General features: G+C 61.7%; 14 protein-coding genes. 1 reads left to right on the plus strand and 13 read right to left on the minus strand.

The window, feature by feature from the left end; translation table 11 throughout:
• Positions 1-3: 3 nt before the first annotated feature.
• The 5 genes from GH657_RS06735 to GH657_RS06755 form a co-directional block, all read right to left on the minus strand.
• Positions 4-393 carry a TyeA family type III secretion system gatekeeper subunit gene (locus GH657_RS06735; RefSeq protein ID WP_153099988.1) on the minus strand — a complete coding sequence of 130 codons (390 nt, stop codon included), beginning with the start codon at positions 391-393 and terminating at the stop codon, positions 4-6.
• A 16-nt stretch (positions 394-409) separates the two neighbouring features.
• Entirely contained in the window at positions 410-1,345 is a 936-nt protein-coding gene (locus GH657_RS06740; RefSeq protein ID WP_153099989.1) for a hypothetical protein, read from the minus strand.
• A 310-nt stretch (positions 1,346-1,655) separates the two neighbouring features.
• Positions 1,656-3,713 (minus strand): PP2C family protein-serine/threonine phosphatase, encoded by a 2,058-nt coding sequence (locus GH657_RS06745; protein ID WP_153099990.1) that lies wholly within the window; start codon positions 3,711-3,713, stop codon positions 1,656-1,658.
• A complete protein-coding gene (locus GH657_RS06750; protein ID WP_153099991.1) occupies positions 3,700-5,544 on the minus strand; it encodes a hypothetical protein in 1,845 nt (614 codons plus the stop codon). Before GH657_RS06750 ends, GH657_RS06745 begins: the two co-directional genes overlap by 14 nt.
• The gene (locus GH657_RS06755) at positions 5,531-6,295 is read right to left on the minus strand and encodes a hypothetical protein (RefSeq protein ID WP_220094835.1); all 765 of its coding nucleotides are present in this window, start codon (positions 6,293-6,295) and stop codon (positions 5,531-5,533) included. The genes GH657_RS06750 and GH657_RS06755 overlap by 14 nt, the downstream gene beginning before the upstream one ends.
• 202 nt (positions 6,296-6,497) lie before the next feature.
• Between GH657_RS06755 and GH657_RS06760 the strand changes: the two genes are divergently transcribed.
• Positions 6,498-6,914, plus strand: a complete 417-nt coding sequence (locus GH657_RS06760; protein ID WP_153099993.1) for an ATP-binding protein — start codon at positions 6,498-6,500, stop codon at positions 6,912-6,914.
• A 7-nt stretch (positions 6,915-6,921) separates the two neighbouring features.
• On the opposite strand, the gene GH657_RS06765 is transcribed toward GH657_RS06760, so the two are convergent.
• The 8 genes from GH657_RS06765 to sctR form a co-directional block, all read right to left on the minus strand.
• Positions 6,922-7,401: a type III secretion system chaperone gene (locus GH657_RS06765; RefSeq protein ID WP_153099994.1), complete on the minus strand. Its 480-nt coding sequence runs from the start codon at positions 7,399-7,401 to the stop codon at positions 6,922-6,924.
• A gap of 136 nt (positions 7,402-7,537) precedes the next feature.
• Positions 7,538-9,118, minus strand: a complete 1,581-nt coding sequence (locus GH657_RS06770; protein ID WP_153099995.1) for a hypothetical protein — start codon at positions 9,116-9,118, stop codon at positions 7,538-7,540.
• 765 nt (positions 9,119-9,883) lie between these two features.
• Positions 9,884-11,746 carry a type III secretion system outer membrane ring subunit SctC gene (gene sctC, locus GH657_RS06775; RefSeq protein ID WP_153099996.1) on the minus strand — a complete coding sequence of 621 codons (1,863 nt, stop codon included), beginning with the start codon at positions 11,744-11,746 and terminating at the stop codon, positions 9,884-9,886.
• Complete coding sequence (locus GH657_RS06780; RefSeq protein ID WP_153099997.1) at positions 11,743-12,192, minus strand: CesT family type III secretion system chaperone; 450 nt, start codon at positions 12,190-12,192, stop codon at positions 11,743-11,745. The genes sctC and GH657_RS06780 overlap by 4 nt, the downstream gene beginning before the upstream one ends.
• A complete protein-coding gene (sctU, locus tag GH657_RS06785; RefSeq protein WP_153099998.1) occupies positions 12,189-13,238 on the minus strand; it encodes a type III secretion system export apparatus subunit SctU in 1,050 nt (349 codons plus the stop codon). The genes GH657_RS06780 and sctU overlap by 4 nt, the downstream gene beginning before the upstream one ends.
• Positions 13,235-14,047, minus strand: coding sequence for a type III secretion system export apparatus subunit SctT (gene sctT / locus GH657_RS06790; RefSeq protein ID WP_153099999.1), 813 nt, complete (start codon positions 14,045-14,047; stop codon positions 13,235-13,237). Before sctT ends, sctU begins: the two co-directional genes overlap by 4 nt.
• Positions 14,044-14,319, minus strand: a complete 276-nt coding sequence (sctS, locus tag GH657_RS06795) for a type III secretion system export apparatus subunit SctS (RefSeq protein ID WP_153100000.1) — start codon at positions 14,317-14,319, stop codon at positions 14,044-14,046. The genes sctT and sctS overlap by 4 nt, the downstream gene beginning before the upstream one ends.
• Positions 14,316-14,903, minus strand: a complete 588-nt coding sequence (sctR, locus tag GH657_RS06800) for a type III secretion system export apparatus subunit SctR (protein ID WP_246174130.1) — start codon at positions 14,901-14,903, stop codon at positions 14,316-14,318. The genes sctS and sctR overlap by 4 nt, the downstream gene beginning before the upstream one ends.
• Positions 14,904-14,948: the final 45 nt, after the last annotated feature.

Genomic DNA, 14,948 nt, shown 5'->3' on the forward strand with positions numbered 1-14,948 from the left:
GGCTCATGTGCCATGGGGTTTGCGGCCAGCTGCGGGCGCCGCGGCGCCCAGAACCGTGCGTGAGTGACCCGTGACCGGCGGCTTGATCAGAACGGGCTCTGGCGCACCTTCCTCGACCGAATCGGCCAGGTCGGCGGCGCGCGTGGAAGCGGTCAGGATGGCGAGGATATTGGAGCTGCGCTGCTTGTCCGTGAAGGCGCTGGGCGGAATACTTTTCACCAGTGTCACAAGAGCGCTGAGAAACGCCGAGCGCCGCTCCAGATCGGTGATGCCGAGCCGCGTCGCCAGGTCCTCGAAGTGGACGGCGGTGACCTGGGCGCTGCTGACGTGGCGCAGTAATTCCTCGAGCATCAGTTCGAGGCGCGGGTCGTCATCGTCGCTGTTGTATTCCATCTAGCCGATTTCCTTGCTAACGGGTCGAGGCAGACAACGAGGTGGGGGGAAACTTCTTGAGCAGCGGAATGGCGCTCTCGCGTAGCGTGACGACGTTTTGCACGATGCGGTGGTCCCGCACCAGATTGAACAGTTCGATATCCATGCGCGAATCGGACATGCCGGACTTTCTGCTGATGGCACGATGCAGCCCCTTGCCGACCATATCCAGTGCCGTGGAGAGGGATTTGCCCGGGAACAGCGCGACGATGGCTTTCAGCGTGCTATACAGGTCAGGTTTGTCCAGCACATAGCTGCTCACGGCATCGATCAGGCCCGCAGCCTGGTGATGACTGACCCGTGTTTTCGCTTCCTCGTGGACGTCCTTGATTCCCAGATAGGTCGCCGTATCAATCTCGATGAGATTGCCGTGGTTGGCTTCCTGCTGCGCAATGGCTTTCTGCAGTACGGCGTTGGGCTGCGCCGAATCCTTGGCCAGCCACAGCGCGTAATACAGCGCGACCGGATCGCCAAAGCGCTGCTCTCCCTGCTCAAGCAAGTCGCTGGCAGCCTGGTCCAGTCTGGCTGTTGTGCCGGCACTGGCGCGGCACAGGTCAGCGAACCAGTCGAGGTCGGCTTGTGTGCTGGAGGTTTCATCTTCGTCATGGCGCTCGGGTTGAGCTGTGTCGCGCGCGTTGCCACGCCGCTTCGCGCCGCCGCGCAGGATGCTGATGATGCCGCCCATGTCTGTGCTGGTCATGGGCGGCTCGCTGCTACTCGAGCCAAGCGAGATGCTGACGTTGTTGGTCTTGCTGGTTTTGCTGGTTTTCGACAGTGGTCTGGGCAAATGCGACACAGGCATTTCAACAAGTTTGAGCGTGAGCTCCTCGTCTTGCGAGACGGCTTTGCTGTTTTGCAACTGAGTCGGCTGCTTGAGGGCGTATTTGCCGGAAATGTTGCCAATGGCTGTCATGGAATCTGTCATCCACAAAAAAGGTGGACGCTCCGTGCGAAAGAGTGAAAAACGGTAGCCCGGGTGAATCGTGGATCCGGACGCAAAACAAGCCGTAGACGCACCTTGAGTAACAGTGCCCGGAAGTTAGTTCCATTTTTTTGTCCGCCCTTGCTGGGCGAGCCTTAAGCGAGCGTTGGCGCATGTTTCGCGGCGGCTGGGAGGGGTTGGCCGCACGTGGAGGGGGGCCGATGCCGATGCCGGTACCGGTACCGGTACCGGTGACACACGGCCGGGCCCAGGGGATATGTCCGGCGCTTGTCCGGCGCTTTCAGGCCGTTGGCCTTGCTTCGGGCCCGCGATACGTGAGGCTGATGCAGGCGATATCGTCGGAGGGGGCCTGGCCTTGTTCGAACGCCCGCACCGCGGCGATCACCTGGGCGGGCAGGGCGCGGCTCCCCGTGGCGAGCGCCGCGTCCAGCGTGTCGATGAGGCGTGTTTCGCCAAACAGTGTCTGGCTTACGTCGCTCGCTTCGGTGACGCCGTCGGTATACATAAACAGTGTGTCGCCGGGCGCGAGTACGACCTCGGCGGCCAGAAAGCGCCGCTGCATGATGATGCCGAGCGCTGGGTTGGGTTGCAGCGGCAGGGGCTCGGGCAGATGGCCTGGGCGGCACAGGAGCGGCGGCGGATGGCCGCAGTTGACGTAGGTCAGGGTGCCACTGCGCAAATCCAGCACGCCATGGAACAGCGTGACGAACATGGTCTGCGAGTTGTCACTGGCCAGCAGCGTGTTGAGCCATTCGATCTGTTCGGCGGGCTCCATTTGCAGGCCGCTGCCATGACGCAGCAGGGTGCGCACCAAGGTCATGAAAAGCGCGGCGGGCACGCCTTTGCCTGACACATCTCCCAGATCAATCGCCAGATGATGCTCGTCGAGCAGCGTATAGGCATAGAAATCGCCGCCGATCTCCCGTGCGGGCACCATGCTGGCTTCGATGTTGACGGCTTGGGTTGCCGGTTGCGAGCGCGGCAGGATGGCCTGTTGCAGATCGTGCGCAATGGCCAGTTCGCGCTGCAAGCTGGCGAGCGCGGCGCGGGTTTCGACAGAACGCTCGACTTCTTCGAGCAACGCCAGCAGGCGTTTTTGCTGTCCGGCGATGAGGTGCGTGAGGCGGCTGAGCGTGCCCGAGAGCGCGAGTAGCTGGTTGCCAGCGGGAATGCTGCCAACGTGCTGCAGCTCTTGCAGGATCGCATCGCGTTCGCCCGCGCCGAGGCGCTCGGAGAGCACTTCAAGCTGTTCGCGGATCACGGCTTCCTGACGCTGCCAGGCAAAACGTTGCTCGTCCTGCACGAGTTCGAACTGGATCAGCGAGGTGCGGATCGCGCCGGTGTGACGCGCCAGTTGGCCCAGCACGCCAGGCAACTCCTCGTCTTCGGGGTCGAGGCGCGGCCCGGTATCGAGCCGCGCCAGGCGTTGCGTGGCGTCGACGATGCGTTCCGCCGCGCCCGACAGCCGGTTCAGCAACACTCCGACGCACAGGATCCCCGCGAAGATGGCCAGACCAATCGCACCGAGCGAAATCAGGAAATGATGCTCGGCGGGCGTGAGCCCGGCGGGCAGCGCCCGCGCGGCGATCAGCGCGCCCGCCAGATGGCCGGTGGGGCTGGTGATCGGCACGGAGATCACTTCGTAGCGCTGGCCTTCAAGCGTATCGAGCGCGACACTGCCCGCGCCTTGCGGCACGCGTTGCGGCGGCAGTGTCAGCGTGCGGTTGCCACTGCGCATGACCTCGGTGCCACGCAGGTTGACGAGAAAAACTTCGGAGCCCGTGGTGGTGGCGATTTGCGCCAGCGTGTCTTCCATGTCGAGACCGAACACGGCATAGCCCGACACCGGGCTGCTGCCCAGCGCGATGGCATAAACCCACATGTAACGCTGGTTTTGCCAGGGCACGACGCCGCCGATACTGCGCTCGGGATGCAGTTTGAGCGCGGTGTGCAGCATGCTGCTCAGGAGCGGCTGGGTCTCGGTGCCATGGTGGTTGGCATAGAGCAGGGTGCCGTCATGATCGTAGAGTTCAAGCCAGGCCTGCGAGCTCAAGCCGCGCGTCGCCGCATGTGCGGCACGCTCGAGTATTTGCACCTGGCCGTTGGCGAGGGCCTCGGGCAGTCCTGGATAAGCGTCGAGCCGCCCGGCTTGCAAATCGAGTTGCGCGAGGCTGTTGTGCTGCGCGGTCTGCCAGATCCAGTTGATCGACTGCACCGCGACTTGCTGCGAGGCGCCGGTGTAAATCTGCTGGCTTTTAGTCAGAAACCAGCCGCAGATGCAGCCGATCGCCGCCAGCAAGGCGATGGTGGAGATGAAAAAACGGTTACGCGAGAGCATGCGGGCGTCCAGCCAGACGGGTATGGAGCCAGCCGGCGCACAGCAGCAGCACGCCCGCGCTGAGTGCGATCAGCTCGAACAGGTCACGCTTGATCATGAGGGCGGCCGGTGGCGTGCCCAGATGCAGCAGCGCAGGCCAGAGCAGCGCTGCGCTGGTGCACAGCCAGTCGAGACACAGCAGTAGCAGGAAGGGCGTGCCGGGGCGGCGGTACAGGCAACTGCGGCCGCGCATGCCTAGCCACAACGCGAGCGCGGTCAAGGGCGGTATCGGATGCTGTGTAGTGGACCACAGCAGCGTCAGCAACGCGAGCGCGAGGACGTGATAAAGCGAGAGCCGACGGGTCTGATATAGCCCCAGCCAGGTGCAAAAAAACAGCACGGCGATGGCGGCGTCACGCACCGCGATGCGATCCGCGCTGCTGAACTGGTAGTACACCGTTTGCAGGATCAAACCAGTGCCGAGCCCCACTAGCAGCACGCTCAGCAGTTCAGTGCGGCGCACGCGGCGCATCGGTAGCGGCACATAGGCCGCCACCGGCAATGCCGCATGCAGCATGAGTACGAGCGCGATGGCGAGTAGCAGCCAGAGCAGCACCACCCTGTCGTTGGCATGCAGCAGCGTCGCGGCGAACACGCCAAACACCGGGCCAATCACGAGCGCTCCCAGCGCCACGCCACGGCAGACCGAAAGCCGTTCGTGCCGCTGGCTCAGCGGATTGCGCTGATCGAGCGCCAGCGCGACCCGCGCGCCGAGCGTGGCGGCCATGCCCAGCAAGATCTGGGGCAAGGGCGGTGGCGAAGCGGCGGTGATCCCGAGCAAGGTCAGCAGCAGCGCAGCCAGCAGCAATGCATAGAGGGTGCCAAGACGAAACCGCCCCAACGCGCCGAGCACCACGCCGAACCCCAGCGCGCCGAGTGCAAGGGGCGTCGGTTGCAGCAAGGCGAAGGCCGTGCCCGACCAGAGCGCGGCATGCAGCACCGCCGAAAAACGGTGATAGCAGGCGACACTCGCGCTGACGCGAGCGATGCGCTGCGGCGTGTCGAAGGTGTCGTCAGCGCGCACGAGATCGGGCAGCGCCCGCAGCATCTGCTGCCGCTCGGAGGAGGTTTCGGTGCGCGCCTGCGATTGCGCCAGGCGCACGACGCGTTCGTAACGGTCGATCAGCGTGAGCATCATGCCGGTCAGCATTTGCGGCCGCAGATCGGCATCGTTGCGGCGCGTGCTTTTCCAGAGCCGGTTGAATTGCCCGTGACAGGCGCTCACGATCAGACGCCGCATGGTGCGCTCGCGCTGCCATGGCCCGCGCTCCAGCGAAAAATACAGCGCTTCGACCATCAGCAGCGAGGTTGCGCTGAGCAGGCACAGTGCGATCAACGTGATTTGCAGCCAGTCGTTGAGACGCAGGCGGTCGGAAACGCGCACGCTGATCCAGAACGGCTCATGCCCCGTGTTAGCAAGCGGCAGCGTGAAAACGACACTGCTGTCAGGCACCGCCTGCGCGCTGTTGCGCAGGCTGCGCATCAGCGGCTGGTTGCCTGTGCGGTCGTGCAATACGAGTTCGTCGATATCGGGGAAGCGTTCCATGCGCCGGTGGAAGATCGCGTTGACCTGAGCCAGCCCGGCCGGGGTATCGAGTGCGGTGAAACCCATGTTGTCGAACTGGCGCGCAAGGCGCGCCGCGTAGGTCCCCGCATGCATGCTCGCGGCTTCGTGGCGGATATGGTGCATTTTCCACAAGGCCTGCATGCTGCACCAGACAATCAGCACGAACGAAACACCCCATGTGAGCCAGAGCAGATGCTTGAACGTGGGGCGATCAGGCTTGTTCATCGCGGCTGCCCCGGTTTGAGAGAAAGCGCTCGGCTGCTGCGATGCGCGCTTCGCTGGCGCGCAGCCGGGCCAGGGCTTCATCGAGGGGCGTGGAGCGGACCTCGGCTGACGCTGTGCCGGCCGCTTCAGCAGGTTCGGCAGAGGCGGCCGCGTGGGGGATGAGCGCCGCCGCGCTACGCTCCTGGGCGCGGGCGATGCGTGTGGTCTGACTGAGCACGAAACGGTTGACGGGGCGGTACGTCACGGCAAACAGGAAGCATGCCAGCAGGGTACAGGTGAGGCTGGTCAGCGCACCCTTCAGGCTGACCAGGGGCATGTCGAACGGCGGGGCGGCGGGGGTGCGGTAGGTGATGCTGATATAGCCTGCCAGCATCGCGCGATGATCGAGTAGGGGCACGCCATAGGTGGTGTAGCCGTCCTTGCGCGCCAGCCAGCGCGGTGTGATGTGCACGCGCCAGTGCTGAAACACCGCTTGCCAGTTCGCCGGCACCAGCGAGCCGATGGTGCTGGCATCGGTGCTGAACACGGTGCGGCCTAGTGGCGTGAAGACATCGACCGAAGTCAGCATCGGATGCCGCACGAGGTTGGCCTGGATTAACGCATCGCCGTTTGGCAGCGCTTCGAGCGGCATGCCTCGCGCGAGCGCGGTTTCGAACTGGTCGCGCAACTCCCAGACAGGCGCGCCGGTTTGCTCGATGGCTTGTTCACGGCGCATGCTGCGCTCGATCGCGGCGTAGGCGATGCTCGTCAAAACGATGCACGCGAGCAATGTCGCGCACCATGGCCAAATGGCCTCGACTAGCAGTGCGGGACCCCGGCGGCGTGTTGCGGCACGCATGAAACTTAAAAGGAAACTGGCAGATTGACGCGTTGCTTCATAAACTGGCGTTAGTTGGCGCCAGCGCTGACTGATTTGCGTAACTAGCCGACACAACACCAGGTGCATCCTCTCCATGAGCTTTCCTGAATTTCAATGCTGCATTTGTGCCGAACCGCATGCCGTGAGCCAGTGCATGGACGCTTTCAACCAATGGATGGAGGGCGCTGGCGTGCCCGATACCGTGGCGCTCGCGCTGGGGCTCGCCGTCGACGAGCTGCTGGCCAACATTTTGTCGCATGCGTATGGCCGCGATGGTGAGCGGCAGTTCAGGGTGAGTGCATGGCGCGATGATTGCGCAGTCGAGCTGGTGCTGGACGATGACGGCCCGTACTTCGATCCGACGCAAGCGCCACAGCCCAACCTGTGCGTGCCGCTGGAACAGCGTCATGCGGGAGGTCTTGGGTTGTGGCTGGTGCGTCATACGGTCGATCACGTGAGCTACCGCAGGTTCGACAATCGCAACGAGCTAACGCTGCGCAAAGCGTGGTAAGCGCAGATCAGATCCGGTTGTTGAGCATGGCGAAGTTGTCACGCATTAACTGCTTCGCTTTTTCATCGCGGGGGGCTTCGGCGGCGGGGGTATCGCCCGTGCCGCTGAGTTCCTTGACCCAGTATTCGGCGGCCGCGACAAAACGCTCCAGGGTTGCCTGAACCGTTTCGGCTTTCATATCGTCGCTTTCGATGCGATGACACAGAATGATTTCGCCGCCCAGCTTGTCGAGCGCGAGGCTGGCCCCGCCGGTCTTGCTGCCGAAGGTATTGGCGGTCAGCAGTTTCTCGCACAGGTCGAGCGTCAGGGTTTCGGGAATCGTGCCGATCGTGCTGTAGAGGTGCAGGCAATTGACCTCGTTATCGGCTTCGAGATTCAGGTCGGGCGAGCCTTCAATCCGCACCCGCGCGAGGCCGCGCGCATCCAGCTTGAGTTGCGGCAAGCCAATGACCGCGCCGATTTGTTCGATTAACTTTAAAACGTCCATGATGTGTAAGCCTTGAGCAGTAGCAGGGTTGAAGGGCCGTTACCTCGTCTGAGTAACAGGACGGGGCAATCAGTTCCATTGCTGCGTGAGGCTTTCCGGCTGGGACGCTGATCCGCTGGTCCGCTGGTCCGTTATCTCAGGCCTGGCTGGTTAATGGTTGCGGGATAAGGGCTGTATGGAGGTTTTTCAGGCGGGAAATGCCCGCGGCCGTGAAGTGCCGTTTTTCCAGTATGCCGATCAGGTGCCCGATTTCATTGGCTAGCGCCGTTTGTGTCTGACCGCGTGGCTGCTGCAAATACCATGTTCTCAGTGCCTGAATCAGGTGCGGTATCGGTAGGGTGCGCAGGGTGCTTGCGGGGATGGGCTCGCTGCCATAGCCTGGCGTGACAGGTGCTAAGCGATCGTTCAGGGCAAGCAGTTTCTCGCAAATGGATGGGGCGTCGGCATGGCCGTCGAGCAAAGTGATGAGCGTCGAGAACGTCTGCCAGTCGTTGTGCGTGGCAAAACCGTCACGCTGCGGGTCAAACAAGGGAAGCTCGCTCACCGGTGAGAAAAGTGCAGTGATCTTGCCGATCAGGTCAAGCGACTGCTTTTCGACGACGGCTTCCGTCTCAAGCGGGATGGCCGCGGTTTTGAGCGTGATCGCCGGGTCGAATGACAGTACCCCGTTCAGGTCCACGATGTACCGATAATCCAGCTCCAGAAAACTCAGCTCGGGTTCGAGCAGAACACCGTCGCCGTTGGACCAGATATCGGTGAACTTCATGGTGTGCTCGACGCAGTATCCGGTTTGCGCCTCGTGGGCCAGATTAAAGGCACGGGTCTGAAGGCTTTCTTTGGCGACCCCGGCAAAGGCCTGTTTGCCCCATTGAGCCCACGGATGAGCGCCGATGTCATTCAGCAAGTCCACGATGTGTATGCCACCCGTATGCGATACGCAAGTGGCCAGCTGTAACGCGATGCCCGCATCGTGATCCGCGAATTTTAAAAATGCCCGTTCCAGTTGCTCGGAAATGGATTCCTGCTCCTGGCGGGGGCAATACGTGTGGAGCGGTTGGTTGGCAAAGCAAAGCGGGCCCGTGAAGTCCGTGAGGCTGGCACCATCCGAATTGCGTGCATGGTCTTGCAGGATGAATTGAATGGCGCCGTTGAGCGCCTTTAGTTTTTCTGGCCGTTTTTCGTTTGCGTTTTCATTTTTGCTGGCGTGCTGGCCCAGCGTCGGCACGGCAGACGGCCAGTTTTCCCTGATCTTGCTGTTAATCCTTGCGACCGATGAATCAGGGGCACGGGTCAGAACCAGGCTGCGCATGGGCCGTGTCTTGAGGTTCTGGCGCAGATCCCGGGCTTCGCAACTGATTGCATGATCCACCGCATTCGTGAACGAATCGGGAAGACCCGACACTTCAGCCTCAGTCACCCCTGCTTTGGAGGCGAGCCGTTGGATTGCAGAGTCGTTGTATTGCTGCAATGCCCAGTCGATGTAGTCGGTTTTTTTCTGTAGCTGTGGATCGTTGTCTTGCAGCAAACGCTCGAACATGGCGCCCAGCGCGTTGCTGGGGAAAGCCTGCGGTTTGTCCTGCAGGGCGGCGTGACCCCTCAGGGTTTTGGGCTGGATCTCGTTGCCGTTGCTGTTCGTGGTTCTCGGTTCATGGGACGTGCCCTGGGTTTTGCTGCCTGGCGTGCCTGACGACGTCGGCTTAAGGTGCTCCGATGACACTGCTGACCGTGCTGTATTTGAAAATGGTTTAAAGAACAACTTTGCTTGACTCATGATTTTGTCTGTAGTTTATCTGTGAGTTACGTGATTAAGATCAAATGACTAATCAAGAAAAAATTCGGCGGCACGGCAGCGTGCTATTGCATGGTTTTCAGAAAACCCCGATTGAATTCACTCAATGAATAATAATTAGGGTTTTCAGTCAGCTTGCAGCAAATGGATGATGCGGTAAGCGGTAATGTGTCCGGCAGTATAGGCGATCATTCGTTAATGACTATCCCAATTAAACCCCGGGTGATCGCGCCCGGATAAAAGCGCGATTATCCCGGCCGAGGGGGGCGCGAGCCCGGCCTTTGCCGTTGGTAGACGTGAATTCATTTTTAACCGAATCACACCGGATTACGCGCATGAATATGCGAAGTGCATGAGCGCATAACGTCACAACGTGTCTGTGTCGTAGCGTAATGACGGAATCTCCTTTCTTCAGACTTGACTCATCTTCATCAGCTTCTCCAGCGTGCCTGTATTGCACAATACGGCACCATGCAACGAATACCTGTTAGGTAACCGTTTGCGTCGAACCGTTCCGTTTTTAAATAATTTTTCTTTAAGCCGGATTTGTCTGATTTTATTTGATTTTTTATCTGATTTAGACAGGAATAAAACGAAAAAAGCGCACCGCGCACGGAGGAGCCGTGCGCGGTGCGCCTGGGGTGCGCCGGAACGCGTGATTTGCGTGATTTCTCACGCGTTCCGCTTCCTCTTTCAGCGCGGCAGCGGCGCGATGCTATACGGCTGCTGGTTCGGAATCATCGCGGGCACGGGCGGCGGCGGCAGCGCCGGGAACGGCTGTGGCACCGGCGCCTGGATGCTCGGCAGGCTGCCCGGCGGCGCGCTTTGCTCGACATCGCTGGCCAGCGTGACGATATGCGGCCGGATCAGGAACATCCGCTCGCGCTGCTGGTTCATGCTGTAGCGGCTGCCAAAGAGATAACCAATCAATGGAATCTTGCTCAGGAACGGCACGCCCGCTGCGGTCACCGTGGCCTCGTCGGTGTCGTAGCCGCCCACCAGCAGACTCTCGCCGTTACGCACGATCGCCTGGGTGCTGACCGCGCTGGTCACGACCGTCGGCAAATCATCCACGGCATTCGACAACACGCGTCCATCCTGGATGTCGATCGCCATCTGGATGGCCTGGCGGCCATCGCGGATCACGACACGCGGCGTGACTTTCAGCGTCGTATTGGCGGTGATCGGCGTGACCGAGGCAACGCGTTCGCCCACCGTCTTCACGTAGAAGGTCTGGTTCAGGTTCAGCACCGCGCCGATGTTGTCGCTGGTGACCACCGACGGACGCGAGACCACGTGCGCATCGCCGGTTTGCTCCAGCGCCTGGATGTTGCTGGCGAAGTAGTTGCCCGCGCTCGCCAGCAGGCTCGCGCCGCCTGTCGCGGCCGCGCCCGCGGCTGCCGCTGCGGCGCCGAGGCCGACAGAGGCAACCGTCGCGCCCGAACCCACCGAACCCGCGATATTCCCGATCTGGCCGCTCCAGGTCACGCCGAGCTGATCCATGCGCGCCTTGTTGATATCGATCACCATCGCTTCGATTTCGATCACGGCGGTCGGCACGTCGAGCTGCTTGATGAGCGCGGCGTACACCGGAATGCGGTCTGGCGAATCCTGAATCACGATGGCGTTGAGCGCCGGAAAGGCTTCGACCGCTGCGCGATTGCCGGTACCGCTCACATCGCCGCCGCCTGCCGCTCCTGCCGCGCCCGCTGCTCCCATCGCGCCTGCTGCTCCCATGGCACCCATACCGGCCATGCCGGCCGCTGCCGCCGGGTTGCTCCCCAAGGCTTGCATCGGCGATAGCGCGGGCAGCCCCGGTAGCGGCGCCGGGCCGCTGCCCGGTGGCTTCGCGGCGGCGCGCATCGAGTTGCCGACACTGCCTGCATCCATCAGCAAGTTGCGCAGGGTGGTGGCCACCCCAGGCACGATGATTTGCGAATCGCGGTATTGAATCTGCCGGTCATCCACCTGCGCGTGTTGCAGACGGAATACCGCGACCGTCTGGCGCTGGTCCACGCGCGGCAGGCTGTTCAGCATGCGCTCCACCAGGTCCACATAGGGCGGCGGCCCGGACACCATCACGACCCCCGAATCCGCCATGTCACCCCAGCCAAAACGCGGATCGATCACGCCCAGCGCGCTTAACGCTTCGCGCGCGGCGATGGTGTTGCCGCCACTGACGGGCAGTGTGCGGGTGACGATCTCGTTGGCTGGATTGACGTACAGCACGCCGCCATAGGCAAACCAGGTGAAGCCATAAATGCCGCCCAGACGGTTCAGATACTCGGAGGGCGTGGCGGTATTGAAGCGACCACTGACGCGGCCACTGACCAGTGGGCTGATTTGCGGCCTCAGGCTGAAGGTTGCCGCGAAGTCGGCCAGTACGCGTTGCACCGGCGTGTTTTCGGCGTAGTACGAATAATTGACCGCGGGCCAGGGGGCCGCCGCGCTCGCCAGCGGGCTGGCGCCTGCCAGCAGCAGCGCCGTGAGCAAGGTGCACAGCGGGCGGCGTAAAAAGGAGTGGGGCGCACAGGTCGCCCAGGTCGTAAAGGTCATATACGTGAGCGCAAATCAAAAAGCGAGGAAGGACGGGGCGCGTTGCCATGTTCGAGCGTGTCGCGGATGGTACGGACCGCATCGATGAACTGTTCGAGGACCGCATCGATTTCGTGTTCGTTGGCCTGGCAACTGAAGGCGTCCTGCCACCACAGATGCTGGTTGGAGGGATCGATGGCAAGGCCGCCGGGCAGTTGCGCCAGCAGCATGCCGGTGCCTTCGAGCGCTTCGCGCAGCATGCGCGCCCGGGCGGTTTCGCCGAGCGGCAGGGTTGCCACGCGGCATTGCACGACGACGGCATGCAGCCCGGTCAGCGTCAGGCGCAAGACCAGGTTTTCATTGACCGTGAGTTCGAGTTCGCCGCGCGGCTGCCACATCGAGCGGTGCAACTGGCGCTGGGCGAGATAGTGCTCAAGGCCGGGGCAGGCTTGCAGGAGATCAGTCATAGCTGTCCTTCGTTTTTCATATCGTTGACGACGCGGATGATGTCGGCCACGGGGCCGATGAGCTCACTCGGGATGTACTGGTTTTTTTCGCCTTGTTCGTAGAGCTTCCACGCCAGGTCGATATTGCGCAACACGGGTACCTTCGCCGCTTTCGCGGCCTGGATCATCTGCCGCGCGAGGCCATCCGCGCCCTTGGCCCAGACGATCGGCAACGCGGTGCGGGCTTCGTCGTAGTACAGCGCGACGGCGACGTGCGTCGGGTTGACCACCAGCGCGCTGGCCGAAGCGCTGCGCTGCACGTCCTTGTTATTCGAGAGCTCCTTGTGCAACTCCTTGCGCTTTTGCTTGATATGGGGGTCGCCCTCCATCTCCTTGAATTCGCGCTCCACTTCGTCGTGGCTCATCATCAGTTCCTTGTGATGCTGGCGCTTTTGCCAGATCACATCGGCGGCGGCGAGCGTGCCATAAACCGGCGCCATGAACAGCGTGAGTTTTTCCAGCAAGCTGGTGAATACCGCCGCGCATTGCGCAATGCTCGAACTGGGCAGCCACACCAGCGAGGGCAGGTTGTGCCACAGCAGCAGCCAGACGATGGCCGACAGCACGGTGATCTTGATGACGGTCTTGCACAGTTCGAACAAACTCTTTTTGGAAAAGATGTTCTTGGCGTTTTCGACCGGGTTCAGATGCTTGCCCGTCGGCACCAGCGCCTTGAACGACAGCGTCACCCCCACCTGGGCGATTTCGACGATCAGCCCGAACACGATCGGAATCAGCACGAACGGCAGCATCAGCCAGACCAGCTCGCTCACCATGCGCTTGAGAATGGCTTCGAGCGCAATCGTGAACGGCAGCGTCAGCAGGTCGGCGGGCGCGAGAATGGCGTGTCCCAGATGCTCCGCCATGCTCTTGCCGCCAAAGATCAGCCACAAGAGCGTAATCAGCACCAGCACCGCTTGCGAGAAGTCCTTGCTGTGCGCGACCTGACCTTCTTCGCGCGCGTCGCGTTCCTTTTTGGGGGTGGGCTGTTCGGTCTTTTCGGTCATTGCCGCCCCATCATCTGGGACATATTCGGCAAGGCCAGCGGCAGCTCATTCACGTACTGCTGGATGTAATGGAACATCGTGGGGGTGTAGGCGGCCAGCACCATGAAGGCGAGCGCGCTTTTGAGCGGCATCGCCAGAAAGAACACCTGCAGTTGCGGCGCGAAGTGCGAGATCAGCGCCAGCCCCATTTCGACGAACAGCATGCCTAGCACCACCGGCGAGGCCAGCAGCAACATGATCTCGACCATGTGGTTCAGGCTGTGCAGCCAGAACGCGGTATCGGCCAACGTCATTTTTGGCCAGAACGATAACGGCGGCCACCACAGATACGAGTCGTACAGGATGCCTAGCAACAACGTGAAACTGCCACTGGTGAAGATGTAGACGATGAAGGCGATGTGAAACAGCTGGCCGAGCGTGGAGGTGTCCTGGCCATCGAACGGGTTCAGCGTGCCGGAAATACTTTCGCCGCGCTGGTTGTCGATCAGAAAGCCGAGCGCCTCGATGGCCCAGAACGGCAGCGCCAGCAAAAAGCCCAGCATCAGCCCGAGCAGCAGCTCCTTGGTGGCCAGCACCAGCATCAGCGTCATCGATACACCATCAGGGCCGAAATGGCGTCCGATGGTCGGCGCCAGCAGCAGCGCAAAACCGGCACTGACCGACAGGCTGAGCAAGCCCGGAAACGTCTGGCGCGTGAGGATCGGCACCACGGCCCACAACGCGGTCATGCGTGGCAGCGCCGTGAGCCAGCCGAGCGCGAGCGCCTTCGGCGGCAGGCCAAACATCAAGGGCAGGTCCAGCTCGGTCATCCGTGGACTCCGAGGCGCGGCAGCATATCGAAGATGCTGATGGCGTACATGAACATCTCGCTGCCCATCCAGCTGGCGGTCATGAACAGCGTGACACCGGCGGCGATCAGCTTGATGGCGATCGGCAGCGTCTGCTCCTGGATTTGCGTGAGCGCTTGCAGGATCGCCATCAGCACACCTACCGCCGAGGCCGCGAGAATCACAGGCAAGGACAGCAGCAGCGTCAGATACAGCATCTGCGCCAGATAGGCGGTGAGATCCGGCGTATTCATAAATAGGACAGCACGAGGCCGTGAATCAGACGGGTCCAGCCATCGAGCATGATGAAAAGAAACAGCTTGATAGGCAGCGAGATCATGGTGGGCGAGACCATCATCATCCCCATCGCCAGCAAGATGTTCGAGATCACAAGGTCGATCAGCAGGAACGGCAGGAAGAGCAGAAAGCTCACCTGAAACGCTACCTTCAGCTCGCTCACCATGAAGGCGGGCATCAGGATCATGAAGTTGTCTTCTTTCAGGTCCGCGGGCGTGTCCTTGCCCCAGAGGCGGTGTGCGGTATCGAGAAAGAAGTCGCGTTGCGCGGGCTGCGAGTTGCGCATCATGAAATGGCGCAAGGGTTCGGCGCCGGAGTCGATCTGGTGGAAAAACGTGTCGAGGCTGCGCGTTTCGGTCGGCGAGGCGGAGACCTGGTCGTACATGCGCTGTGCCACGGGCGCCATGATGTATGACGTGAGAATCAGCGACAACGCATAGAGCGCGATATTCGGCGGCACTTGCTGAATGCCGAGTGCGTTGCGCAGCATCATCAGCACCGTCGAGATTTTCAGAAACGAGGTGCAGACCACGACCAGCATCGGTACGAGGGAAAACAGCGCAAGCGTTAGCGCGAGGCCAACCGG

Origin of the sequence: Paraburkholderia hayleyella (assembly GCF_009455685.1) — a bacterium.
Lineage (GTDB): Bacteria > Pseudomonadota > Gammaproteobacteria > Burkholderiales > Burkholderiaceae > Paraburkholderia > Paraburkholderia hayleyella.